This is a genomic window from Bradyrhizobium sp. ISRA436 (genome assembly GCF_029910015.1).
In the GTDB taxonomy this organism is placed as follows: domain Bacteria; phylum Pseudomonadota; class Alphaproteobacteria; order Rhizobiales; family Xanthobacteraceae; genus Bradyrhizobium.
This window is the reverse complement of the sequence record NZ_CP094519.1, coordinates 506399-528923: the sequence shown is the minus strand read 5'-3', so window position 1 is coordinate 528923 and position 22525 is coordinate 506399. Positions and strand designations below refer to the sequence as shown.

Genomic DNA, 22525 nt, shown 5'->3' with positions numbered 1-22525 from the left:
ATGTACGAGACAAATTATCACCGCGCTTCCTCGGTCGCCGACGCCGCGGCAACCTTCGCCAAGGGCACGGAATCAAAATTCCTTGCCGGCGGACAAACCCTGCTCCCCGTGATGAAGCAGCGTCTCGCCGCGCCGTCCGACGTGATCGACCTCTCCAAGGTGCCGGAGATGATCGGCATCGAGGTTTCGGGCGACACGGTCACCATCAAGGCCGCGACGCCGCATCACGATGTGGCGCAAAGCGATGCGGTCAGGAAGGCGATCCCGGCGCTCGCCAATCTGGCGTCGATGATCGGCGATCCCGCCGTGCGCCATCGCGGCACGATCGGCGGCTCGCTCGCCAACAATGATCCGGCGGCGGACTATCCCGCGGCGGTTCTGGCGCTTGGCGCGACGATCAAGACCAACAAGCGGTCGATCGCCGCCGAGGACTTCTTCAAGGGCCTGTTCGCGACCGCGCTTGAGGACGGCGAGATCATCACGGCGGTCTCGTTCCCCGTTCCGGCCAAGGCGGGCTATGCGAAATTTCCGAACCCGGCCTCGCGCTTCGCGCTGACCGGCGTGTTCGTCGCCCAGACCAAGGCTGGCGACGTCCGTGCCGCGGCGACCGGCGCGTCGCAGAGCGGCGTCATGCGGGTCCCGGCGATCGAGGGCGCGCTGAAGGCGAATTGGTCGCCCAGTGCGCTCGATGGCGTCAAGATCCCGTCGAACGGGCTGCTCGCCGACATCCACGGCTCGGCAGACTATCGCGCCAACCTGATCAAGGTGATGGGACAGCGCGCAGTCACCGCCGCGGGTTGATAGCGTCTAGACACAAGTGCAAGAACGGCGCGCAGCGATGCGCGCCGTTCTTTTTTGCGGATGAGCACGGACAAAAAGCCGCTTGCCACACGGCGTATTCGGCGAGACAATTTAGCTAATCAGCTAATTAAAAATACCGTCGCACGGACGGGGCGAGGACGCGCGCATGACATTCGGCATCACCGACGCACACCGTTTGCCACGACCGTGTAATGAGTCCGACGTCAGGTGACGCGCAGCGATACCGCCGCAGCCACGAGACCTCATCCGCATAACTCCTAACTACAACGGACCAACAACGTGCTCGATAAACCAGCCTCCCAAACTGCCGCCCGCACCTCCGGCCCGCTCGTCGGCTTCCGCATCGTCGAATTCGCCGGCATCGGCCCCGGCCCGTTCGCGTGCATGCTGCTCGCCGACATGGGCGCCGAGGTCATCACCCTCGATCGCGTCGGCGCCGGCAAGAACCTGAAGGCGGTCGCAACGCGCGGCCGCAAGGTGATCGAGCTCGATCTCAAGAACAAGGCCGCGGTCGCCGAGGTGCTGGAGCTGTTGGGTCATGCCGATGCGCTGATCGAGGGTTTCCGCCCCGGAGTGATGGAGCGCCTTGGTCTCGGCCCCGACGTCGTGCTCGCGCGCAATCCGAAGCTGGTCTATGGCCGCATGACCGGCTGGGGCCAGGAAGGGCCGCTGGCGCACGCTGCCGGCCACGACATCAACTACATCTCGATAACCGGCGCGCTGGCTGCGATCGGCACCAAGGAGAAGCCGGTGCCGCCGCTCAACCTGGTCGGCGATTTCGGCGGCGGCGCGCTCTATCTCGTGGTCGGCGTGCTCGCCGCGCTGCTCGAAGCACAGAAATCCGGCAAGGGCCAGGTGGTGGATACCGCGATGTGCGACGGCGCGGCGTCGCTGATGTCGATGTTCTACGACATGAGCGCACAGGGCCGCTGGAGCGGCGGCCGCGACCAGAACTTCCTCGATGGCGGCGCGCACTTCTACGGCGTCTACGAATGCTCCTGCGGCAACTTCATCTCTATCGGTTCGATCGAGCCGCAATTCTACGCGCTGCTGCGCAAGCATGCCGATCTGACCGGCGCCGATTTCGACGCGCAGATGGATCGCAAGGCGTGGCCGGGGCTGAAGGAGAAGCTGACCAAGGTCTTCAAGAGCAAGACGCGTGCGGACTGGTGCAAGATCATGGAAGGCACCGACATCTGCTTCGCGCCCGTACTCACCATGGAGGAGGCGCCGAAGCATCCGCACATGGCGGCGCGCAAGGTGTTTGTCGAGCGCCACGGCGTCACCCAGCCCGCCCCCGCGCCGCGCTTCTCGCGGACCCCGTCGGCGATCCGCGAGCCGGAGGTGGCGAAGATCGGGGATGTGACGAGCGCGTGGAAGGTCGCGAGGTAACTTCCGCTGTCATGCGAGCTCGCGACAAAATTGCAAGGCAATTTTGCGCTGAAGCGACGAAGCAATCCATCGTTCCGCGAACGGCGAAATGGATTGCTTCGCTTCGCTCGCAATGACGGCGCAGAGAACGCAGAGTGGATAAGGACGCGTAGCGCCGTACCGACGAAGTCCTACGCCGCGTGATCGACCTTCAGCACGCCGCGGCGAATCTGGTCCTCCTCGATCGATTCGAACAGCGCCTTGAAGTTGCCTTCGCCGAAGCCGTCGTCACCCTTGCGCTGGATGAATTCGAAGAAGATCGGTCCGATCGCGTTCGCCGAGAAGATCTGCAGCAAGACCTTGGTCTGGCCGCCATCGACCACGCCCTCACCGTCGATCAGGATGCCGTTTGTCTGCAGCCGCGCGACGTCTTCACCATGCTTCGGCAGGCGGGTGTCGATCCGCTCGAAATAAGTGTCGGGCGGTGACGGCATGAACGGCAGACCGGCGTCACGCAGCGTCTCGACGGTGCGATAGATATCGCGGGCGCCGCAGGCGATGTGCTGGATGCCCTCGCCGCGATAAATGTTGAGATACTCCTCGATCTGCCCGGAATCGCCGGCGTCCTCGTTGATCGGAATCCTGATCTTGCCGTCCGGGCTGGTCAGCGCCCGGGAGAACAGGCCCGATGCGCGCCCCTCGATGTCGAAGAAGCGGATCTGGCGGAAGTTGAACAGCTTTGCGTAGAAGCCGGTCCAGGCGTCCATGCGGCCGCGATGAACGTTGTGGGTGAGGTGATCGACGTAATAGAGGCCGGAGCCTGCGGGCCGCGGATTCTCCGCGCCGAGCCACTCGAACTCGGCGTCATAGGCCGAGCCCTTGGCGCCGTAGCGATCGACGAAATAGAGCAGGCTGCCGCCGATGCCCTTGATCGCGGGGACGTCGAGCGTCTTCTGCGCGGATGAGGCATCGGACGGCTCGGCGCCGAGCGAGAGCGCGCGCTCATAGGCCCGCTTGGCATCGACCACGCGGAACGCCATCGACGGCGCGCACGGGCCGTGCGCGGCGACGAAGTTGAAGCCGTGGGTGGCGGGCTCCTCATTGACGAGATAGTTGATGTCGCCCTGGCGATAGACCGTGATCATCTTGGTCTTGTGGCGGGCGACCGCGACGAAGCCCATCAGCTTGAACAGCGCGTGCAGTTCTTCCGGATTGGGGTGGGCATATTCGACGAACTCGAAGCCGTCGGTGCCCATCGGGTTGTCGGCGCTGATCTCGGCCGGCGGCGCATTGTGAGGAAACGGACCCATGGCGGAATCTCCCTGACTTGTCTCGAGGTTAATTTCCACCATTTGCCGCGCAATGTGCGTGCAAAGCAGCGCTAGATTCGCTAGCATCGCACACAATCCGTGCATTAGATTGGCTTTCTGCGCATGACTGAAGTCGACGCCTTCGACCTCAAGATGCTCGCCGCGTTGCAGGACGACGGCCGGCTAACCAACCAGCAACTCGCCGACCTTGTCGGCCTGTCCGCCTCGCAATGCTCCCGCCGCCGGATGAGGCTGGAGGAGGAGAAGGTCATTTCCGGCTACCACGCCGACCTTGCCGGCGAAGCGCTCGGCTTCGGCCTGATCGCCTTCGTCCACATCACGCTGGCGACCCATTCGCCCGACAACGCCAAGCGGTTTCGCGAGCTGGTCAACCGCGTCGACGATATCCAGGAGGCCTATGCGCTGACGGGAGATGCCGATTACGTGCTCAAGGTGATGCTGCGCGACCTCAAGAGCCTGTCCGACATCGTCAACAACGTGCTGATGCCGCACCAGAGTGTCGCCCATGTGCGCTCCTCCATCGTGCTCGATCGCCTCAAGGAGAGCTCAAAGCTGCCGCTGACGACGTTGCAGGGGTAGTCTTTTTGACGCGTTTTCTTCACGCGAACCGGTCCCACTTCGCTGGAAAACGCTCTGCTCTGGCGCAAATCGAGGGAAATCCGTCATTCGCTTTCCTGGCCCGATTTGCGATCATTCCTCCAACATCCGGCAAGAGGGACGACGATGGCGCTGCAGATGCGACCGAACTGCGAATATTGCGACAAGGACCTGCCGCCGAACGCGACAGATGCGCGGATCTGTTCGTATGAATGTACATTTTGCGCGGATTGCGCCGACACCAAGCTCGGCAATGTCTGCCCGAACTGCGGCGGCGGCTTCGCGCCGCGGCCCATCCGGCCCGCGAAGGAGTGGCGGCCGGGCGTGTGCTCGGCGAAACAGCCGCCGTCCGACAAGCGGGTGCACCTGAAATATAGCCTCGAGGATATTGCCGCGCATTCGGCGCGGCTGAAGGATATCAGGCCGGAAGAGAGGTGATCGGCGATATTTTGTCCCCTCTCTAGCCCCCTCCCGCCTTGCGGGCCTGCAAGGGCGAGGGAGGGGTGGGGGTCAAGCCGCGGACGCCGGCATTCGCCACCCGCTTCGCGCTGCAGCGCAAACCAACCTCCCCTTTTCAAGGGGAGGTGAAGCACTCTGTCGGGCGATCGAACGAACTATTCCGCCGCGACGATCGTCCCCTCGACCTCGCCGAAGCCGACGCGGTAGCCGTCGCCCTGGCACCAGCCGCGCATGACGAGCGAATCGCCGTCTTCGAGGAACGAGCGCTTGACGCCGCCGGCAAGCTCGACCGGCTCGGTGCCGTTCCAGCTGATCTCGAGCAGGCTGCCGCGCTGGTGCTTCTCCGGACCGGAGATCGTGCCTGACCCTAAGAGGTCGCCGACATTCATGGCGCAGCCGGATGAGGCGTGATGCACGAGCTGTTGCACCGACGACCAGTACATGTACTTGAAATTGGTGCTGCAGATCGTCTTCGCCTCGTTCATCGATCCCGCACCCAGCGCGACATCGAGCTGCATGTCGTAATTGTTCGGCTGCGCCTGCTTCAGATAGGCGAGCGGCTCCGGCTGCTGCGCCGGGCCCTGCATGCGGAACGGCTCCAGCGCTTCGCGCGTCACCACCCAGGGGCTGATCGAGGTCGCGAACGCCTTGGCCTGGAACGGGCCGAGCGGCACGTACTCCCACTGCTGGATGTCGCGCGCGCTCCAGTCGTTGAGGATGACGAAGCCGAAAATCATCTCCTCAGCCTGCTTCTCGGTCAGCATCTCGCCCATCGGCGACGCCTGTCCCACGACCACGCCCATCTCGAGCTCGAAATCGAGCCGCTTGCACGGGCCGAAGCTCGGCACCTCAGCGGTCGGCGGCTTCAGCTGGCCGCGCGGCCGGCGCACCTTGGTGCCGCTCACCACCACGGTCGAAGCGCGGCCGTTATAGCCAATCGGCATGTGCAGCCAGTTCGGCTGCAGCGCGTTGTCCTTGCCGCGGAACATGACGCCGACATTGGTGGCGTGCTCCTTCGACGAATAGAAATCGGTGTAGCCCGAGACGGCAAACGGCATGTGCAGCTTCACATTCGCCATGGGCACCAGCGCCCGCGCCCGCAATTCCCTGTTGTCCCGTAGCTCCGGGTGATCGGAGCGCAGCAGCTCACTGATCCGCGCCCGCGTCGCCGACCACACTTTCGGCCCCAGCGCCATGAAGGCGTTGAGCGACGGCTGCGAGAACACGCCGAGCGGCCCGACATCGAGCCGCGAGTCCTGCTCGAGCTCCCAGAGATCGAGCACATAGTCGCCGATCGCGACGCCGACGCGAGGGGCCAATCCGTTCGCCGAGAACACGCCATAAGGCAGATTCTGGATCGGAAAGTCGGAGGTCGGCGCAACGTCGATGAAGGAGCGGAGTTTGGGGTCGTTCGGGTGGGGCACGGATTTCTCCAATCAGAAAGTCGTCATGCCCGGGCTTGACCCGGGCATCCATCTTCAGGAAGCCCGATGGATCGCCGGGTCAAGCCCGGCGATGACGATCGACATGAATTCTACGGCTTGCTCGGATCGAACTTCTTTTCCAAGCCCTTCCAGCAATCCGAATAATCGTCCTGCAGCGTCGACGACGTCGCCGCATGCTTGGTAACGCGCTGGGGAAACCGCGTTTCGAACATGAAGGCCATGGTGCCGGTCAGCTTCACCGGCTTGAGCTCGGTGTTGCTGGCGTGCTCGAAGGCCTCGCGGTCGGGGCCGTGCGGCAGCATGCAGTTGTGCAAGCTGATTCCGCCGGGCACGAAGCCCTGCGGCTTGGCGTCGTAGACGCCGTAGATCAGGCCCATGAATTCCGACATGATATTCATGTGATACCACGGCGGACGGAAGGTGTTGTCGGCCACCAACCAGCGCTCCGGGAAGATCACGAAGTCGATATTCGCGGTGCCCGCGGTCTCCGACGGCGAGGTCAGCACCGTGAAGATCGAGGGATCGGGGTGATCGAAGGCGATCGCGCCGACCGGCGAGAAGGCGCGCAGGTCATATTTGTACGGCGCATAATTGCCGTGCCAGGCGACCACGTCGATCGGCGAATGCGGCAGCGTGGTCTTGAACAGCGAGCCGCCCCATTTCACGTAGAGTTCGGTCGGCGTGTCCTTGTCCTCATAGGACGCAACGGGCGTCAGGAAGTCGCGCGAATTGGCGAGGCAGTTGGCGCCGATCGGGCCGCGCTCCGGCAGCGTGAACGCACCGCCGTAGTTTTCGCAGAGATACCCGCGCGCCGGACCATTTAGAATCTCGACGCGGAACTTGACGCCGCGCGGGATCACCACGATCTCGCCAGGCTCGGCATCGATGCGGCCGAACTCGGTGACGAAGCGCAAATTGCCCTGCTGCAACACGAACAGCATCTCGCCATCGGCATTGTAGAAATGCTGATCCACCATCGATTTGGTGATGAGATAGACGTGCGCCGCCATGCCGGCTTGCGTGTTGGCATCGCCCGCCGTGGTCATGGTCTGCACACCCTGCAGGAAGGTCTTGTCCTCCTTCGGGATCGGCGCGGGGTCCCAGCGCAGTTGCGCGATCGGCATGTCGTATTCGTGGCACGGCGCGGTGCGCCACAGCCCGGCATCGACCTTGGCAAAGCGGCCGGAATGCTTGACCGACGGACGGATGCGATAGAGCCAGGAGCGCTCGTTGGTCCCGCGCGGCGCCGTGAACGGCGAACCCGAGAGCTGTTCGGCGTAGAGCCCGTAGGCGCAGCGCTGCGGCGAGTTGCGCCCCATCGGCAGCGCGCCGGGTAGCGCCTCGGTCTCAAAGCTGTTGCCGAAGCCGGACATGTAGCCCGGCGTCACCTGCGCGGTGCTGCGAACGATCTGATCAGGTGAGGTGTTGATATTCATGGTCATCCTCCTCCTTGCAGGGCGGCCCACATTTCCTGGTCGCGCTTGTCGGTCCAGATCACGGGATCGTCGATCCCGGACGCCTCGTCATAGGCGCGGGAGACGTTGAACGGCAGGCAATGCTCGTAAATCGCGAAGCTTGCGAATTTCGGATCCATCACCTCGCGCGTCGCGGCCATCGATTCCTTCAGCGTGCGGCCTTTGGCGACGGAGCTTTCGGCGGCGCCATAGAGCGTGGTGACGAAGTCGCGGGTCATTGCGATCGCATCGCGCGTGGTCGACAGGCCGGTCAACGCATCGCCGCGGCCCGGCGCGATCGCCTTCGGATTGAAGGCGCGGATCTCGTTCAGCGTCATCGGCCATTCGCGCAAATGCGCGTCGCCGCAATAGCAGGCCGAGTGGTACTCGATGAGATCGCCGGAGAACATCACCTCGGCATCCGGCACCCAGGCGACGATGTCGCCGGAGGTGTGGCCGGCGCCGAGCTGCATCAGCCGCACCTCGCGTTTTCCCAGATAGATAGACATCTCGCCTTCGAAGGCCAGCGTCGGCCAGGTTAGACCGGGAATGCTCGCGGCATCCTGGAACAGGCGCGGGAAGCGTCCGTACTCGGAATCCCAGTCCTGCTGGCCGCGCTCCTGGATCAGCCGATAGGTCTCCTGCGAGGCGACGATACCCTGCGCGTGATAGGCGGACGCACCGAGCACGCGCACGGCGTGATAATGCGACAACACGACATATTTAATCGGCTTGTCGGTGACCGTGCGCACTCGCTCGATCACCTTGTTGGCCATCGCGGGCGTCGCCTGCGCGTCGAACACCAAGCAGCCGTCTTCGCCGACGATCACGGCGGTGTTGGGGTCGCCTTCGGCGGTGAAGGCATAGAGATCGGTCCCGATCTCGGAGAAGGTGACCTTCTTCTCCGCGAGGTCGGTGGTCGAGGCGAAACCTTTGGCCATCAGTTCAATCCTGTTCGTTTACGTCGAGACTATTGTTGTTGCTGTTGCTGCTGCTGCTGGCTCGCATCCAGCGTCCGGCGCTTCGCCAGCGCGATCGCCTCACGCAGCACATCGATGTCGCCAATGTGGTTTGCGAGCACCAGAACCAGCGCGGCATCGAAATCGGCGCTCTGGGCCTCGGTGAGGCCGCGATGCGCCTCGACGATGGCGCGGAAGGCATCATCGGGCCTTGCGAAATTCGAGCTGGTCGACAGCGCCATCGGCGATACCTCAGTTCAGGCCGGATGCGCGCGCCAGCGCCGCATCGAGCGCCGGCCGCTGCGCTTTGCGGAAGCGCGCCGCGACGTAGCCGTCCGGCCGCAGCAGATAGGCCGTATCAGGCGCAGCTTCGTAGCGCATGGCGGCAAGACCCTGGGAATCGACCAAGCCGCCCTCGCCGCCGACCTGGATCTTGCCGACGCCTTCCGGCACGTCGGCGGCCGCTCCACTGCCAAACGCCAGCAGCGTGAAACGCGTTCCCTGCTTGATGAAGGCCTCGGTCAGGAAGGTGGACTTGCCGTCGCGTTCCGCAACGGGCGCATCCACCATCGAAGCGCCGGGCCTCGGGCCGCCGCGCCATTCGTCGCGATCCTCCGTCGATAGCGGCGTGTCGTAGACCGAGGGCACCGACAGCCGGCCGCCATTGACCATGCGCTTGCCGAATTCGGTTTCCTTGGCGAGCGACAGCACCGCCTGGCGCAGCCGCGCCTCCTGCCGGGTCGCCGGCGCCATGAAGTCGGTCGAGCGCGTCGATTCGCGGATGTTCTCGTCCGCCGCCGCGCTGCGCTCGATGTGATAGCTCTCCAGCAGCCCTTCCGGCGAACGCCGGCGCAGCACGCGGTCGAGCTTCCACGCCAGGTTTTCGGCGTCCTCGAGCCCGGAATTGGCGCCGCGCGCGCCGAACGGCGAGACCTGATGCGCGGAATCGCCCGCGAAGATCACCCGGCCATGGACGAACTTGGCCATCCGCCGACACTGGAACTTGTAAAGCGAGATCCACTCGAAGTCGAACTTGTCATGCCCGAGCATGCGCTCGATCCGCGGCCGCACGTTCTCCGGCCGCTTCTCCGCGACCGGATCGACATCCGGGTTGAGCTGCAGATCGATCCGCCAGATGTCGTCCGGCTGCTTGTGCAATAGCGCCGAGCGGCCGGCATGGAACGGCGGATCGAACCAGAACCAGCGTTCGGTCGGGAACGCCGCGGTCATCTTGACGTCGGCGATCAGGAACTGGTCCTCGAACACCTGGCCTGCGAACTCCGCGCCGACCATCTGCCGCAGCGACGAGCGGGCGCCGTCGCAAGCGATCACGAAGGTCGCGCGCACCTGGTACGCACCGTCGGGGGTTGCGATCGTCAGCGCGACGCAATCGTTGCGGCTCTCCAGCGCGACCACCTTGTTGCGCCAGCGCAGATCGACCCCGGGCAGTTGCTCGACGCGATCGACCAGATAGGCCTCTGCATAGAACTGCTGCAGGTTGATGAAGGCCGGCCGCTTGTGGCCTTCCTCGGGCAGCAGATTGAATTGATAGAGCTGCGCGTCGCCGTGGAAGATCCGGCCGACGCTCCACACCACGCCCTTGTCGACCATGCGGTCGCCGACGCCGAGACGATCCCAGAACTCCAATGAGCGTTTCGAAAAGCAGATTGCGCGCGAGCCCTCGCCGATCCGATCGGCATCGTCGAGCAGCACCACGTGCTGGCCGCGTTGCGCCAGATCGATCGCCAGCGACAGCCCGACCGGGCCGGCGCCGACGATCACGACAGGGTGTTCCGCCACTTTGGCGCCCGACCGGTCCTGGTCGGGATGGCGGCGGTAGCCGAATTGGGTTTTGGCCTGTGCCGTATTGGCTTGTGCCATAGCGTGACCCTGGATGTTTCCTTCCGCGCCGGCCTTTGGCCGTGGACTTCCATGACAGGCTTGCGACCGGCGCGCGATCTTGCTAAATTAGTCTCACTTGCAACTATCTTAAACTCCCAGTCGAGCCCGTCGTCAACTCAAATTGGAGGGATTTTTGGCCAGGACCTCTGCAAGCCAGCCTCCTGTGCGCGCACGCGGCGCGCTGGACGGCGATCTGCGCGACGACGCCGCCCCCGGAAAAAAGCGGCTTGATCTGTTCCACTTCGTGCCGTTCCGGTTGAACCGGCTTTCGGCCGAGGTCAGCTCGGCGCTGTCGAGCGAATATCAGGCGCGTTACGGCCTCGACATACCGGAGTGGCGCGTGCTCGCGACGCTTGGTTTTCGCGCCGACGCCTGTAGTGCGCAATACATCGCGCACTGCACCCGCACGCACAAATCCACCATCAGCCGCGCGGTCTCGGCGCTGATGGAGCGCGAGATCGTGGAGCGCGTCGAGAACGAGGACGACCGCCGCGAATTCCGCCTGCGACTGACGAAGAAGGGGCAGGCGCTGTACGAAGAGCTGATCCCGCGCCTGCTGCACAAGGAGCAGGAGATTCTCTCCTGCCTCTCGGCGCAGGAACGCCGCAACCTCGGACGCCTGCTCGGCAAGATCGAGGCAAGCCTCGATCTCGTGCAGACCAGCGAAGAGGCCGACGCCAAGGAAGCGTATTAGGCGAGTTCTGCCGCTCGCCCTGCTCTCAACCCTTCATGCCCGCGCAACGACTCCGTTAGCGACGCTAGCGCGTGATGAGATTAGGTTGAGCTGGAGCCGCAACGGAGCCTCTCCCTTGGGAGAGGTGAACCGAATACGTGACCGAACCTATTCGATCCAAACTCATCTTGCTCTAAGGTCCGGACTCAATCAGGTCCACCAAATGATAGCGGCAGCAAGATTGACGGCCGAGAGGAAGTTTCTGGCGAGCTTGTCATAGCGGGTTGCAATGCGCCGCCAGTCCTTGAGCCTGCAAAACATGCGCTCGACGAGGTTGCGCCGCTTGTATGCGGCGCGGTCGAACGGATGGAAGCGTTTTCGGGTGGGATTGTTTGGGATGACCGGGGTTGTTCCCCGTTCGATGAGGAATTGCCGCAGTTCGTTCGCGTCATAGGCCGTGTCGGCCGCACAGCAACGCGGTGGTGGCAGAGAGCTGAGCAGGGGCAGCGCCGCGCGGATGTCACCACGCTGACCTGGCGTTACTTCGAGCGCGATGGCGCGTCCGAGACTGTCGCAGACGGCGTGGATCTTGGTGGTCCTGCCACCGCGGGAACGACCGATGGCCTGAGCCTCCGCCCCCCTTTTCCACCGGCCGCCGCACGGTGCGCCTTGGCGGTCGTGGAATCGATGGCCTGGAAGTCGTCATCGGGCGACAGGCCCCGAAGTGCTTCGAACAGATTGCGCCAGACCTCGCGCCGCGACCAGCGGTTCCAGCGATTGTAGACGGTCGTGTAAGGGCCGAACACTGCCGGGCAATCGCGCCAGCGGCAGCCGGACTTCAACACATGGATGATGCCACTGATCACGCGGCGATCATCGACTCGACGAGCGCCGGGCTGATTTTGCGGCAGCAAGGGCTCGATTGCTGCCCACTGCCGATCATTCAACCAAAACTCGCCCGCCATGATCCAAGCCCCGCAAATGCAGAGCTTGAATCATATCTCCACGTAAAATTATACATCTGATTGAGTACAAACCTTAGCGCCTACTTCGCAAACGACCGCGACGGCGCCAGATGTAAGGCGAACGCATCGACCTTGTCGCTGGCGCGCGGGTAGATCTCGCTCACGATCGGATCGTGCCCGGGGATGAAGCGGTCCGGATGGCCGGCGAGCCGCTCGACGGTCTCCCAGCCCTGCGCCATGTCACCGACATTGTAGACGATCGGGAACGGGCTGCGCCTGTGCAGGTTCGCGTAGTAATGCGCGGCGTCGGACGCCAGCACGACAGGGCCGCGCGCGGTCTCGACCCGCACCACCTGCAGGCCGTCGGAGTGGCCGCCGACCCGGTGCACGGTGATCCCGAGTGCAATCTCGCCGTCACCCGAATGGAAAGTGACGCGTTCGCCATAGACATGGCGCACCATCTGCGTGACATGCTCGACCGAGAACGGATGGCGCAGCAGGCCGTTGCACATGCAACGGCCTGCTGCGTAGCTCATCTCGCGCTCCTGCAGATGGAAGCGGGCGTTCGGGAAGCGGTCGAGATTGCCCGCGTGATCGTAGTGCAGATGCGTGACGATGACGTCGCGGATCGTATCGGCGGCTACACCGAAGCCGGCCAGCGCATCGACCGGGTTGAGCGTCAGCTTGCGGGCGCGCGCCTTGGCTTCCTCCGCATTGAAGCCGGTGTCGACCAGGATGTCACGGCCGTGGCCGCGGATCAGCCAGACGAAGTAATCGAGATCCTGCGCGGTGGTGTCGTGCGGATCAGGCGCCAGGAAGTTCATGTTGGGTGTGCGCGGCGACATGGTCGCATAGCGCAAGGCATAGATCTCGTAGGCGTTTCCCATCGGTTTCGCTCTTGTTTGAGTGGCTTGCCGTCCCGCACACAAAGCCACCACCCCGCGCAAAGGTCAAACCGCGCAGACAGAGTGACAGATGCATGTCGAGACGGCCAAGGTCTCTGAGAGCTATCACATTATCCGCTCGCGGGAACTTGCACCATGCGCCGATGGCGATGGCGCCATGACCGCGGCGACTGTGCTCCGGCCGGCACATCCGTCGCGATCAACGACGCCGCGGCCGGCCGTTGACGCGGTCTGGCGCTGGTTTGATAATGGTTTTTCCGTAGAGTAAGGTCGCCGAGGCGCGAACTGGAGCCGGCGCCATTTGTTTTGGAACGCTGCGATCTGGATTGCCGCGATCATGAAAATCCGCTTTGCCTTGCTCGCCACGTTGATTTTTTCGATCGCCTCGCCTGTCCCATCCCTCGCAGCCGGTGAACGTTTCGCGCTGGTCATTGGCAACGCCAAATATCCGGACGCCGACGCGCCGCTGAAGGAGCCGATCAACGACGCGCGCGATGTCGCCGACGAGCTCAAGCGCGACGGCTTCACCGTCGATATCGGCGAGAACCTGACCGGCGACGGCATGCGCCGCGCCTTCGACAAGCTCTACGCCAAGATCAAGCCGGGCTCGGTGGCGCTGATCTTCTTCTCGGGCTACGGCATCCAGTCGAACCGGCAGAGCTACATGATCCCGGTCGATGCGCAGATCTGGGCCGAGCCCGACATTCGCCGCGACGGAATCAGCCTCGAGACCGTGCTCGGCGAGATCAACAGCCGCGGCGCCGGCGTCAAGATCGCCCTGATCGACGCCTCCAGGCGCAATCCGTTCGAGCGCCGCTTCCGCAGCTTTTCGGCGGGCCTTGCCCCGGTGATCGCCCCCAACGGAACGTTGGTGATGTATTCGGCCGCGCTGTCGTCGGTCGTCTCCGATAATGGCAGCGATCACAGCCTGTTTGTGCGGGAGCTGCTGAAGGAAATCCGCACCCCCGACCTGATGGCGGAAGAGACGCTGAACCGCACCCGGGTCGGCGTCACCCGGGCCTCGCGCCAGGAGCAGGTACCGTGGATTTCGTCGTCGCTGGCCGAGGACTTCTCCTTCATCCCGGGCGGCGCGCCGCAGCCCGCGAGCCTTGCGCCCGCCGCGCCTGCGGCCGAGGCGGCGGCGCCACAGCCCACACCAGCTCCGCCAACCCGGCCGGCACCGCCGGTTCAGACTGCGACTGCCCCAACCCCGCCGTCACTACTGTCACCACCGCCACCACCGAAGCAGGCCGAGATCACCCTGCCGCCACCGCCCCCTCAGGCGCCCACGGTGATCGAGCCCTCGCCGACCCCGACCAGCCCGGCCGCGCTCGCGCTTGCCGACGATCCAACGATCAAGGGTCTGAGCAACCGGCTCGACAAAAATCCGGACGATGCGGCGGCGCTGTATCGCCGCGGCCAGGTCTATGCCAGCAAGGGCGCCTACCAGCTCGCAATCAGCGACTTCACCAATTCGCTGCGGCTGAACCCCAAGGATGTCGAGGCCTATAACAACCGTTGCTGGGTCCGCACCGTGATCGGCGACCTGCAGGCCGCGCTGAAGGACTGTAACGAGGCGCTGCGGCTGCGTCCGAACTTCGTCGATGCGCTCGACAGCCGCGGCCTGATGAACCTGAAGAGCGGACAGAACAAGAATGCGATCGCCGATTTCGACGCGGCGCTGAAGATCAATCCGCGCCTGACGTCGTCGCTGTACGGAAGGGGCCTCGCCAAGAAACGCAACGGCGCGATCGCGGAAGGCGATCTCGACATCGCCAACGCCAAGGCGATGGACCCGAATATCGTGAAGGAGTTCGCCGAGTACGGCGTGAAGTGACGAGGCAAATCGGCGCCGGCCGCGGCCCGACCTCGAACTGCCGGCCGAATTGCTCGACTAGACAGCGGGTGCATACCGGCTCGGCCGGCCAATCGATTTCGGTATTTGGAACCGCGCGGAGCGCGCAGGAGGGACTCCATATTCAAGCCGTCCGGACATCTGGCCGCCGTCGTTTCGATGATGACCGTCGGCGCCGCGCTGTCGTTCGCGTCACGGTCGGCTATGGCAAGAGCAAGCTGAAGGACCCGAGCCAGCCGCTGTCGGAAGTGAACCGCCGCGTGCAGGTCGTGAACATGGAAAACAAGGCCTCCGCGTCCAGGTGATGGGCGTGGCATGCCATATTTTTGTGGTTACAATGCGTCCCGCACCCCGGCGGGACGCATTTGCATTTGGGGCAAGCCCAAGGCAAACGAAGAGGCAAACGAAAAGGCAAACGTGAAAGCAAGCCCGAGTGACCCGCCTCACATGACGTCAGAGCATGATCCGAAAGAATGGAGACCGGGACTGCGCGCGCCCGGACAGCAAGGTGGCGAGCGGGATGAGGCTTCGACAAGCGCTTGCGACGCGCCAAGTTCTGGGTTGATCCGGCGATGAATTTTCCTCAGTACCTCAAGCCGGCGCTTGGAACGGTCGTCCTTGTCGCCCTTGGCATCGCCTATTATTCGTTCGAGCTCCGCTCCCACCCGGAAGCGAAGGAGACGCCCGGCCAGGCGCTGGTGGTCGTGACGAAAGCGACCAATGCCTGCTTCTCCGACATGGTCCGCGTCACCGGATTCATCGTGCCGCGCCGCGAGGCGCAGGTGAATGTCGACCAGGAAGGCTCCAAGGTCACCGAGGTCCTGGTTCGCGAGGGCGACGCCGTCACCGAGGGCCAGGAACTGGCGCGACTGACTCCGCCGCCGCAACAGGCGGCCCAGGGCAATACCAAGCCGATCGTGCTGCGTGCGCCGGCGGCCGGGCTCGTCACCGAGGTGCGCACCGCGGTCGGCGCGCCGGCCTCGCCGCAGGCCCCTCCCATGTTCAAGATCTCCGTCAACAACGAGATCGAGCTCGACGCCGAGGTGCCGGGCTTCCAGCTCCTGAAGCTCAATCCGGGCGCCACGGTGCGAATCAGCCGGGACGATGCGCCTGATATGGTCGGCAAGGTGCGCCTGATCTCGCCGCAGATCGACCGCACCACCCAGCTCGGGCATGTCCGCATCTCCCTGAACAACAACCCCACGCTCAAGGTCGGCATGTTTGCCCGCGCCAATATCGACGCCAAGCGCTCCTGCGGCGTCGCCGTGCCGCGCACCGCGATCGACCGCCTGACGCTGCAGGTCGTGAAGGGCAATACGATCGAGACGCGCAGGGTCCGTGTCGGGCTGACGTCCGACACCTCGACCGAAATCCTTGAGGGTCTCGACGTCGGCGAAATCGTCGTGGCCGACGCCGGCACCTCGCTGCATGACGGCGACCAGATCAAGACGATATTTGCCGAAGACCTCGATCGTACGCGGACACGCTAATGGGCTTGAACATCTCGGCATGGTCGATCCGGAACCCGCTTCCCTCGATCGTCTTCTCGATCATCCTGCTCTTGCTGGGGTGGGTATCCTTCACCAAACTCGCGGTGACACGGCTGCCGAGCGCCGACATTCCGGTGATCTCGGTTGCGGTCTCGCAGTTCGGCGCAGCACCTTCGGAACTTGAATCGCAGGTCACCAAGACGATCGAAGACGGCGTCTCCGGCGTCGAGGGCGTGCGCCATATTTCATCGTCGATCACCGACGGCCTGTCAGTCACCACGATCCAGTTCGCGCTGGAGACCAACACCGACCGCGCGCTGAACGACGTCAAGGACGCAGTCACCCGCGTGCGCGCCAATCTGCCGCAGAACGTCACCGAGCCGCTGATCCAGCGCGTCGATGTGATCGGCCTGCCGATCGTGACCTATGCCGCGATCTCGCCCGGCAAAACGCCGGAGCAGTTGTCCTATTTCGTCGACGACGTGGTCAAGCGCGCGCTGCAGGGCGTGCGCGGCGTCGCGCAGGTGGAGCGCATCGGCGGTGTCGAGCGCGAGATCCTGGTCTCGCTCGATCCAGACAAGTTGCAGGCCGTCGGCCTCACCGCCGTCAATGTCAGCCAGATCCTGCGTGGCAGCAATGTCGATCTCGCCGGCGGCCGCGCCGAGATCGGCAAGAACGACCAGGCGATCCGCACACTCGCCGGCGCCAAGACCCTGAACGAGCTCGCCGGCACCATGATCCCGCTGTTCGGCGGCGGCGAGGTGCGGCTCGACGACCTCGGCACCGTCACCGACACCATCGCCGACCGCCGCACCTTCGCCCGCTTCAACGGCGAGCCGGTGGTGGCGCTCGGCATCAAGCGCTCCAAGGGCGCCAGCGACGTGGTGGTCGCAGCCGCCGTGCAGAAGCGCATCGACGCCCTGAAGGCGGCCTATCCCGACGTCGACCTCAAGCTGATCGACACTTCGGTGGAGTTCACCAAGGGCAATTACGAAGCGGCGATCTCGACCCTGTTCGAGGGCGCGATCCTCGCCGTCATCATCGTGCTGTTGTTCCTGCGCGACATCAGAGCCACGATCATTGCCGCGGTCTCGCTGCCGTTGTCGATCTTCCCGGCGTTCTGGGCGATGGACATCCTCGGCTTCTCGCTCAACCTGGTCTCGTTCCTCGCCATCACGCTGTCGACCGGCATCCTGGTCGACGACGCCATTGTCGAGATCGAGAACATCGTCCGCCACATGCGGATGGGCAAGACGCCTTATCGTGCCGCACTTGAAGCTGCCGATGAGATCGGCCTTGCGGTGATCGCGATCTCGCTGACGATCATCGCGATCTTCGCGCCCGCGAGCTTCATGTCCGGCGTCGCCGGGCAATTCTTCAAGCAGTTCGGCATCACCGTCTCGGTGCAGGTGTTCTTCTCGCTGCTCGCCGCGCGCTTCGTCACGCCGATGCTGGCCGCCTACTTCCTCAAGCATCATTCGCAGGACGAGCCGCCGCCGGGCCGCATCCTGCGTGGCTACCACAGCCTCGTCACCTGGTCGGTGAAGCACCACTACGTCACCGTGCTGATCGGCTTTGCGATCTTCGCTGCATCGATCTGGAGCATCACGCTGCTGCCGCAGGGCTTCCTGCCGGCGCAGGACACCGCACGATCGCTGCTCGCGATGGAGCTGCCGCCGGGCTCGCAGCTTGCCTATACCGAGAAGGTCACCGAGGAGATCGTGGCGCGGCTGCGCAGGCGGCCCGAGGTACGAAGCGTGTTTGTCGACGGCGGCCGCGTGCCGCCGGGCACCCAGGAGGTGCGTCGCGCCGCACTGATCATCAACTACACGCCAAAGGCCGACCGCAAGATCACCCAGCGCCAGCTCGAGCTTTCGATCAGCAAGGAGCTCGAGAACGTGCCGGATATCCGGTTCTGGTTCCTCGACGAGAACGGCCTGCGCGCGATCTCGCTGGTCGTCACTGGCACCGACAGCAACATCGTCAACAATGTCGCCAGCGAGCTGGCGACGCAGATGAAGCGGATCCCGATCATCGCCAATGTGATCTCGGAGACCGCGCTCGACCGGCCCGAGCTGCGCATACACCCGCGCGCGGAACTCGCCGCGAGGCTCGGCGTCTCGACCGAGAGCCTGTCGCAGACCATCCGCGTCGCCACCATCGGCGACGTCGGCCCGGCGCTGGCCAAGTTCGACGCCGGCGACCGCCAGGTGCCGATCCGCGTGCAGCTCGAGGACAATGCGCGCGGTGACCTGAAGATGCTGCAACAGCTGCGGGTGCCCCTCGGCCAGCATGGCGAGCGCGGCGGCGTGCCGCTGTCGGTCGTCGCCGACATCAAGCTCGACCAGGGCCCAACCAGCATCAACCGCTACGACCGCGAGCGGCAGGCCACGGTGGCTGCTGACCTCGTCGGCAATGCCGCGCTCGGCGACGCCACCAAGCTGATCTACGACCTGCCGGTCATGAAGAGCCTGCCCAAGGGCGTGAAGGTCAGCCCGTCCGGCGACGCCGAAAGCCTCAACGAGCTGTCCGACGGCTTCGCCACCGCGATCACCGCCGGCCTGATGATGGTCTATGCGGTGCTGGTGCTGCTGTTCGGCACCTTCCTGCAGCCGATCACCATCCTGTTCTCGCTGCCGCTCTCGATCGGCGGCGCGATCGGGGCGCTGCTGTTGACCGGCAAGCAGCTCACCACGCCGGTGTGGATCGGCATCCTGATGCTGATGGGCATCGTCACCAAGAACGCGATCATGCTGGTCGAGTTCGCCATCGAGGCGATCCGCGGCGGCAAGACGCGCGAAGAGGCGATGATCGACGCCGGCATGAAGCGCGCCCGTCCGATCGTGATGACCACCATCGCGATGGTTGCAGGCATGACGCCGTCCGCACTCGCCTTCGGGGCCGGTGGCGAATTCCGCTCGCCGATGGCACTCGCGGTGATCGGCGGCCTCCTGTTCTCGACGCTGCTGTCGCTGGTGTTCGTGCCGGCGATGTTCATGGTGATGGACGACATCGGCGCCCTGATCTGGCGCTTCAGCAAACGGCTCGTGGTCTCGCATGCCGGCCACGAGCTCCCCCCGGACGACCGTCAATCCAAGCCTCCATCCAAGGGGCCGCCGGACACGATCTCGCCTGCGGCGGAATGATGGCGCAATCGCGGCGGCGCTGAAAGCAAAACCCCTGCGGTCAACGGGAGGACCGCAGGGGTTTGCAGATGGATGGTGTGAGGCCAGCAAGGCTGGGTGTCACCCCAAAGACCCGCATCATGATGAAAGCGGCCGCGACCGGTTCCCGCAAGCATGTCTTTTGGGCAATCGCACACGTCCTTACGCAAGCAGAACGCGCACGACGGTTCGCTTGTCCCGCACGCATTGCAATGCCGGTTAATCGTTGCGCGCGACCGCGGTCAGCTTGGGCATGTTGTGCAACAGGATGCGGCCGCGCTGTAGGTCCAGGATGCCGTCCCTGCGCCAGCTCTGGAGCTGTCGGTTGACGCTCTCGCGGGCAGCGCCGACGAAGATGCCGAGCTGTTCCTGCGAGATGTGCACCTCGGAGCCGAAATCCTCGGCCAGCGCGCACAGCCGCCGCGCCAGCCGCACCGGCAGCGGCTGCAGCACGGGTTCCTCCATCCGCTCGCCCTGCCAGCGGATGCGCTGGCACAACAGTTCGATCAGCCGCACCGCGACCTTCGGCTCGCGCTCGAGGAAGCTGAGGAAATCCTCCCGCCGCAGCAGAAACAATTCGCTGGGCTCGCCCGCGGTCGCGTCCGAAGTGCGGTCCTGGCCGTCGAGGACCGCGACCTCGCCGAAGAGATCACCGGGTCCCATGAGATTCAGCGTGAGCCGGCTGCCGTTGGAGGCGCCGGTCTCGATCCGGATCCGGCCGCGGCGAACCCCGAACAGGGCGTCGCCGGGATCGCCCTTCTGGAACAGCACCTCGCCGGTCGCGAGCTGCTGGGTGTGGCAAAGGCCCGAAAGCCGCTGCAATTCGTCCGCGCCCAGATCCGCGAACATCGGGTTCATCTTCAAAATGACCGCAAATTCGGCCTGTTTGCTCATGGTACTGCCTTCCAGATCAATCCCAGCGGTCCCGCAACGCCGGTTAGCAAAGTTCCCCCTCCTGGGAGTGTGTCAGAGGTCACATAAGTTCATGCCGGTAACGGATTATTTTTCCGGCCGTTGGAGCCAACTCCCGTTTCGGGGATAATCCCGGCTGGTCGGCCTTGTCCGTCCGATGCAACCGAACCGATGCCGCTTGCCCGGTCTGGAATGACGACATGAGAGCACTGAAATTTGCCGGGGCGGCGATCGCCGCCGCGGCCGTGATCATCGCGCTACTCGGGGCGTTCGGGATCCCGTCCGGCTTCCTGACCTCGGCGATCGCGGAGCGGATCGAGCGCGAGACCGGCTACAAGGTCGCGATCAATGGCAGCGGCAGGATCGCGCTTTGGCCGACGGTCTACATCACGCTGAACGACGTCGTGCTGCAGGCCCCGACGCGGCGCGAGGTCAACAACCGCTTCACCGCTGATAGCATCGAGGCCGAGACGACGCTGTCGAGCCTCTGGTCGGGCCGGCCCGAGATCACCGACCTCGTCATCATCAGGCCCGTGGTCAACCTGCCGCTGCAGCGCGAGCGGACGCGCGACAACAATCCGCCGGCGCAATCCGCCTCGTCCGGCGACGCGGGTACTGTGTCGGTCCGGCACGTCAGCATCAGCGGCGGCACCATCGTGCTCTCCAATGTCCATGACCACGTCGAAGACCGGATCGAGACGGTCAATGCCGACGTGAGGGTCGGCACTGATCGCAGCATCGTCGTCACGGGCAACGCGCGCGCCCGCGACAAGCCGGTGAAATTCGAGATCCGCGCCGCCGCGCCGCCACTTGAGCGACAGAACGCGCCGACCGAATTCAACATCGATGCCCCCGGCCTCTTGCCCGCGGCACTCAAGGCCAACGCCGAGCTGCGGCTGAACGGCACCGTTCTGATGTTCAACGGCGTGTCCGGCACGCTCGGCGACGGCGGCTTCACCGGCTGGACCTCGGTCGATTTCGCCGGCAACAAGCCGCTGGTGAAGCTCGATCTCGACTTCCGCCGGATTTCGATCGCCACGACGCCGAGCCAGCCCGGCACGGCGTCGGAGCCCTGGAGCAACGCGCCGATCGACTTCAAACTGCTCAACTATGTCGACGCGCAGGCCCGCATCTCGGCGGCGGAGCTCATGATCGGCGACGGCCGCTTCGCGCCGGCGGCGATCGATGCCTCGCTCGCAAGCGGCGTGCTGAAGGGCCGGCTCAGCAATCTCGGCGCCTATGACGGCAACGCCAATGGCGACCTCACCATCGACACCACCACCAACAATCCCACCTACGCACTGCGGCTCGATCTCAACGGCGTGCGCGCGCTGCCGGTGCTGAAGAACCTTGCCGGCTTCGACAAGCTCGACGGCCGCATGGAGGCCAAGCTCGACCTGCACTCGCAAGGCGGAAGCGAACGCGCCATCGTCGCCGGTCTCGGCGGCACCGCGCTGGCCGCGTTCCAGGACGGCAAGATCATCGGCCTCAACGTCGCGCAGATGATCCGCAACCTCACCGCCAGCCCGTTGTCCGGCTGGCAGGAGAGCGCGGAACTCTCGACCGATCTCAGCCAGCTCTCGGCCTCCTTCAAGATCGACAACGGCCAGGCCGTCACCACCGATCTCGACCTGGTCGGCCCGCTGGTGAAGATGACCGGGGCCGGCACCGTCGACCTCAACACCAGGCAGATCGGCTTCCGCGTCGAGCCGCAGCTCGTGATGACCACCGAGGGCCAGGGCCGCGCCGGCAATCCGGTCGGCTTCGGCATTCCCGTGATGATCGAGGGACCGTGGGCCAACCCGCGGATCTATCCGGAGGTCCAGGGCATCTTCGACAACCCCGAAGCGGCCTATGCCAGGCTCAAGGAGATGGGCAAGGGCCTGTTCGGGCCTGGTGGCGCCGGCCTCGGCGGGCTCTCCGACCTTCTCAACGGCGTGCAGGGCGGCAACGGGCAGCCCAACAATGGCGGCCAGGCGCAAGGCGGCGAGAGCCAGAACAACCCGCTCGGCGGACAGCTTGGCGAAGCCATTGGCAATCTGCTGCAGCAGGGGCTTTCCACCTTGAACCAAGGTAATGCAACACGCGGAAACCAAGGCTCGACTCAAGGCCGCAGCGCCGATCCCGCCCCGCCACCGTCGCCGCCCGATCCTGACCAGCGGGGCGACAATCCGGCGATGAACGACATCCTGCGGCAGCTGTTCAACCGCTGACAGGCCCG

At 64.7% G+C, this 22525-nt stretch carries 17 protein-coding genes and 2 pseudogenes; 10 read left to right on the top strand and 9 right to left on the bottom strand.

Annotated elements, in window-relative coordinates; translation table 11 throughout:
* Both MTX23_RS02525 and MTX23_RS02520 read left to right on the top strand, forming a co-directional pair.
* Entirely contained in the window at positions 1–801 is an 801-nt protein-coding gene (locus MTX23_RS02525) for a xanthine dehydrogenase family protein subunit M (protein ID WP_280975072.1), read from the top strand.
* A gap of 300 nt (positions 802–1101) precedes the next feature.
* Positions 1102–2214, top strand: a complete 1113-nt coding sequence (locus MTX23_RS02520; RefSeq protein ID WP_280975071.1) for a CaiB/BaiF CoA-transferase family protein — start codon at positions 1102–1104, stop codon at positions 2212–2214.
* A gap of 170 nt (positions 2215–2384) precedes the next feature.
* Here the strand turns inward: MTX23_RS02520 and hppD are convergent, their stop codons facing one another.
* Positions 2385–3503 (bottom strand): 4-hydroxyphenylpyruvate dioxygenase, encoded by a 1119-nt coding sequence (gene hppD / locus MTX23_RS02515; protein WP_280975070.1) that lies wholly within the window; start codon positions 3501–3503, stop codon positions 2385–2387.
* Positions 3504–3626: 123 nt separating this feature from the next.
* On the opposite strand from hppD, the gene MTX23_RS02510 reads away from it, so the two are divergent.
* Together MTX23_RS02510 and MTX23_RS02505 are read left to right on the top strand one after the other, a co-directional pair.
* A complete protein-coding gene (locus MTX23_RS02510) occupies positions 3627–4103 on the top strand; it encodes an Lrp/AsnC family transcriptional regulator (protein ID WP_280975069.1) in 477 nt (158 codons plus the stop codon).
* A gap of 144 nt (positions 4104–4247) precedes the next feature.
* Positions 4248–4559 (top strand): DUF1272 domain-containing protein, encoded by a 312-nt coding sequence (locus MTX23_RS02505; RefSeq protein WP_280975068.1) that lies wholly within the window; start codon positions 4248–4250, stop codon positions 4557–4559.
* A 176-nt stretch (positions 4560–4735) separates the two neighbouring features.
* Here MTX23_RS02505 and fahA read toward each other — a convergent pair whose 3' ends face one another.
* From fahA to MTX23_RS02480, 5 genes are all read right to left on the bottom strand, one after another.
* Positions 4736–6004 carry a fumarylacetoacetase gene (gene fahA, locus MTX23_RS02500; protein WP_280975067.1) on the bottom strand — a complete coding sequence of 423 codons (1269 nt, stop codon included), beginning with the start codon at positions 6002–6004 and terminating at the stop codon, positions 4736–4738.
* Between the two features lie 110 nt (positions 6005–6114).
* Positions 6115–7461: a homogentisate 1,2-dioxygenase gene (hmgA, locus tag MTX23_RS02495; RefSeq protein ID WP_280975066.1), complete on the bottom strand. Its 1347-nt coding sequence runs from the start codon at positions 7459–7461 to the stop codon at positions 6115–6117.
* 2 nt (positions 7462–7463) lie between these two features.
* Positions 7464–8420: an MBL fold metallo-hydrolase gene (locus MTX23_RS02490; protein WP_280975065.1), complete on the bottom strand. Its 957-nt coding sequence runs from the start codon at positions 8418–8420 to the stop codon at positions 7464–7466.
* Between the two features lie 29 nt (positions 8421–8449).
* Positions 8450–8680, bottom strand: a complete 231-nt coding sequence (locus MTX23_RS02485; protein WP_280975064.1) for a DUF2783 domain-containing protein — start codon at positions 8678–8680, stop codon at positions 8450–8452.
* A gap of 10 nt (positions 8681–8690) precedes the next feature.
* On the bottom strand, positions 8691–10319 hold the full coding sequence (locus tag MTX23_RS02480) for an FAD-dependent oxidoreductase (RefSeq protein WP_280975063.1): 1629 nt from the start codon (positions 10317–10319) through the stop codon (positions 8691–8693).
* A 202-nt stretch (positions 10320–10521) separates the two neighbouring features.
* On the opposite strand from MTX23_RS02480, the gene MTX23_RS02475 reads away from it, so the two are divergent.
* A complete protein-coding gene (locus tag MTX23_RS02475) occupies positions 10522–11034 on the top strand; it encodes a MarR family transcriptional regulator (protein ID WP_280978343.1) in 513 nt (170 codons plus the stop codon).
* A 189-nt stretch (positions 11035–11223) separates the two neighbouring features.
* Here the strand turns inward: MTX23_RS02475 and MTX23_RS02470 are convergent.
* Both MTX23_RS02470 and MTX23_RS02465 read right to left on the bottom strand, forming a co-directional pair.
* Positions 11224–11978: pseudogene (locus MTX23_RS02470) on the bottom strand (IS5 family transposase).
* Positions 11979–12058: 80 nt separating this feature from the next.
* Positions 12059–12865 (bottom strand): N-acyl homoserine lactonase family protein, encoded by an 807-nt coding sequence (locus MTX23_RS02465; RefSeq protein WP_280975062.1) that lies wholly within the window; start codon positions 12863–12865, stop codon positions 12059–12061.
* A 355-nt stretch (positions 12866–13220) separates the two neighbouring features.
* On the opposite strand from MTX23_RS02465, the gene MTX23_RS02460 reads away from it, so the two are divergent.
* The 4 genes and pseudogenes from MTX23_RS02460 (at position 13221) to MTX23_RS02445 (ending at position 19374) form a co-directional block, all read left to right on the top strand.
* On the top strand, positions 13221–14720 hold the full coding sequence (locus MTX23_RS02460) for a caspase family protein (RefSeq protein ID WP_280975061.1): 1500 nt from the start codon (positions 13221–13223) through the stop codon (positions 14718–14720).
* 209 nt (positions 14721–14929) lie between these two features.
* Positions 14930–15043: pseudogene (locus tag MTX23_RS02455) on the top strand (OmpA family protein); the annotation flags it as partial.
* A 267-nt stretch (positions 15044–15310) separates the two neighbouring features.
* Positions 15311–16228, top strand: coding sequence for an efflux RND transporter periplasmic adaptor subunit (locus MTX23_RS02450; protein WP_280975060.1), 918 nt, complete (start codon positions 15311–15313; stop codon positions 16226–16228).
* Positions 16228–19374 (top strand): efflux RND transporter permease subunit, encoded by a 3147-nt coding sequence (locus MTX23_RS02445; protein WP_280975059.1) that lies wholly within the window; start codon positions 16228–16230, stop codon positions 19372–19374. The genes MTX23_RS02450 and MTX23_RS02445 overlap by 1 nt, the downstream gene beginning before the upstream one ends.
* 237 nt (positions 19375–19611) lie before the next feature.
* Here the strand turns inward: MTX23_RS02445 and MTX23_RS02440 are convergent, their stop codons facing one another.
* Positions 19612–20286, bottom strand: a complete 675-nt coding sequence (locus MTX23_RS02440) for a Crp/Fnr family transcriptional regulator (protein ID WP_280975058.1) — start codon at positions 20284–20286, stop codon at positions 19612–19614.
* 218 nt (positions 20287–20504) lie between these two features.
* Between MTX23_RS02440 and MTX23_RS02435 the strand changes: the two genes are divergently transcribed.
* Positions 20505–22517, top strand: a complete 2013-nt coding sequence (locus MTX23_RS02435; protein ID WP_280975057.1) for an AsmA family protein — start codon at positions 20505–20507, stop codon at positions 22515–22517.
* Positions 22518–22525 lie beyond the last annotated feature (8 nt).

Excerpts from the sequence above, each read along its gene's own strand:
- MTX23_RS02490 (WP_280975065.1), bottom strand. The coding sequence starts at position 8,420 with ATGGCCAAAGGTTTCGCCTCGACCACCGACCTCGCGGAGAAGAAGGTC.
- MTX23_RS02485 (WP_280975064.1), bottom strand. The coding sequence starts at position 8,680 with ATGGCGCTGTCGACCAGCTCGAATTTCGCAAGGCCCGATGATGCCTTC.
- MTX23_RS02445 (WP_280975059.1), top strand. The coding sequence starts at position 16,228 with ATGGGCTTGAACATCTCGGCATGGTCGATCCGGAACCCGCTTCCCTCG.
- MTX23_RS02460 (WP_280975061.1), top strand. The coding sequence starts at position 13,221 with ATGAAAATCCGCTTTGCCTTGCTCGCCACGTTGATTTTTTCGATCGCC.
- MTX23_RS02505 (WP_280975068.1), top strand. The coding sequence starts at position 4,248 with ATGGCGCTGCAGATGCGACCGAACTGCGAATATTGCGACAAGGACCTG.
- MTX23_RS02440 (WP_280975058.1), bottom strand. The coding sequence starts at position 20,286 with ATGAGCAAACAGGCCGAATTTGCGGTCATTTTGAAGATGAACCCGATG.
- MTX23_RS02435 (WP_280975057.1), top strand. The coding sequence starts at position 20,505 with ATGAGAGCACTGAAATTTGCCGGGGCGGCGATCGCCGCCGCGGCCGTG.
- MTX23_RS02465 (WP_280975062.1), bottom strand. The coding sequence starts at position 12,865 with ATGGGAAACGCCTACGAGATCTATGCCTTGCGCTATGCGACCATGTCG.
- hppD (WP_280975070.1), bottom strand. The coding sequence starts at position 3,503 with ATGGGTCCGTTTCCTCACAATGCGCCGCCGGCCGAGATCAGCGCCGAC.
- MTX23_RS02510 (WP_280975069.1), top strand. The coding sequence starts at position 3,627 with ATGACTGAAGTCGACGCCTTCGACCTCAAGATGCTCGCCGCGTTGCAG.
- MTX23_RS02450 (WP_280975060.1), top strand. The coding sequence starts at position 15,311 with ATGAATTTTCCTCAGTACCTCAAGCCGGCGCTTGGAACGGTCGTCCTT.
- hmgA (WP_280975066.1), bottom strand. The coding sequence starts at position 7,461 with ATGAATATCAACACCTCACCTGATCAGATCGTTCGCAGCACCGCGCAG.
- MTX23_RS02525 (WP_280975072.1), top strand. The coding sequence starts at position 1 with ATGTACGAGACAAATTATCACCGCGCTTCCTCGGTCGCCGACGCCGCG.
- MTX23_RS02480 (WP_280975063.1), bottom strand. The coding sequence starts at position 10,319 with ATGGCACAAGCCAATACGGCACAGGCCAAAACCCAATTCGGCTACCGC.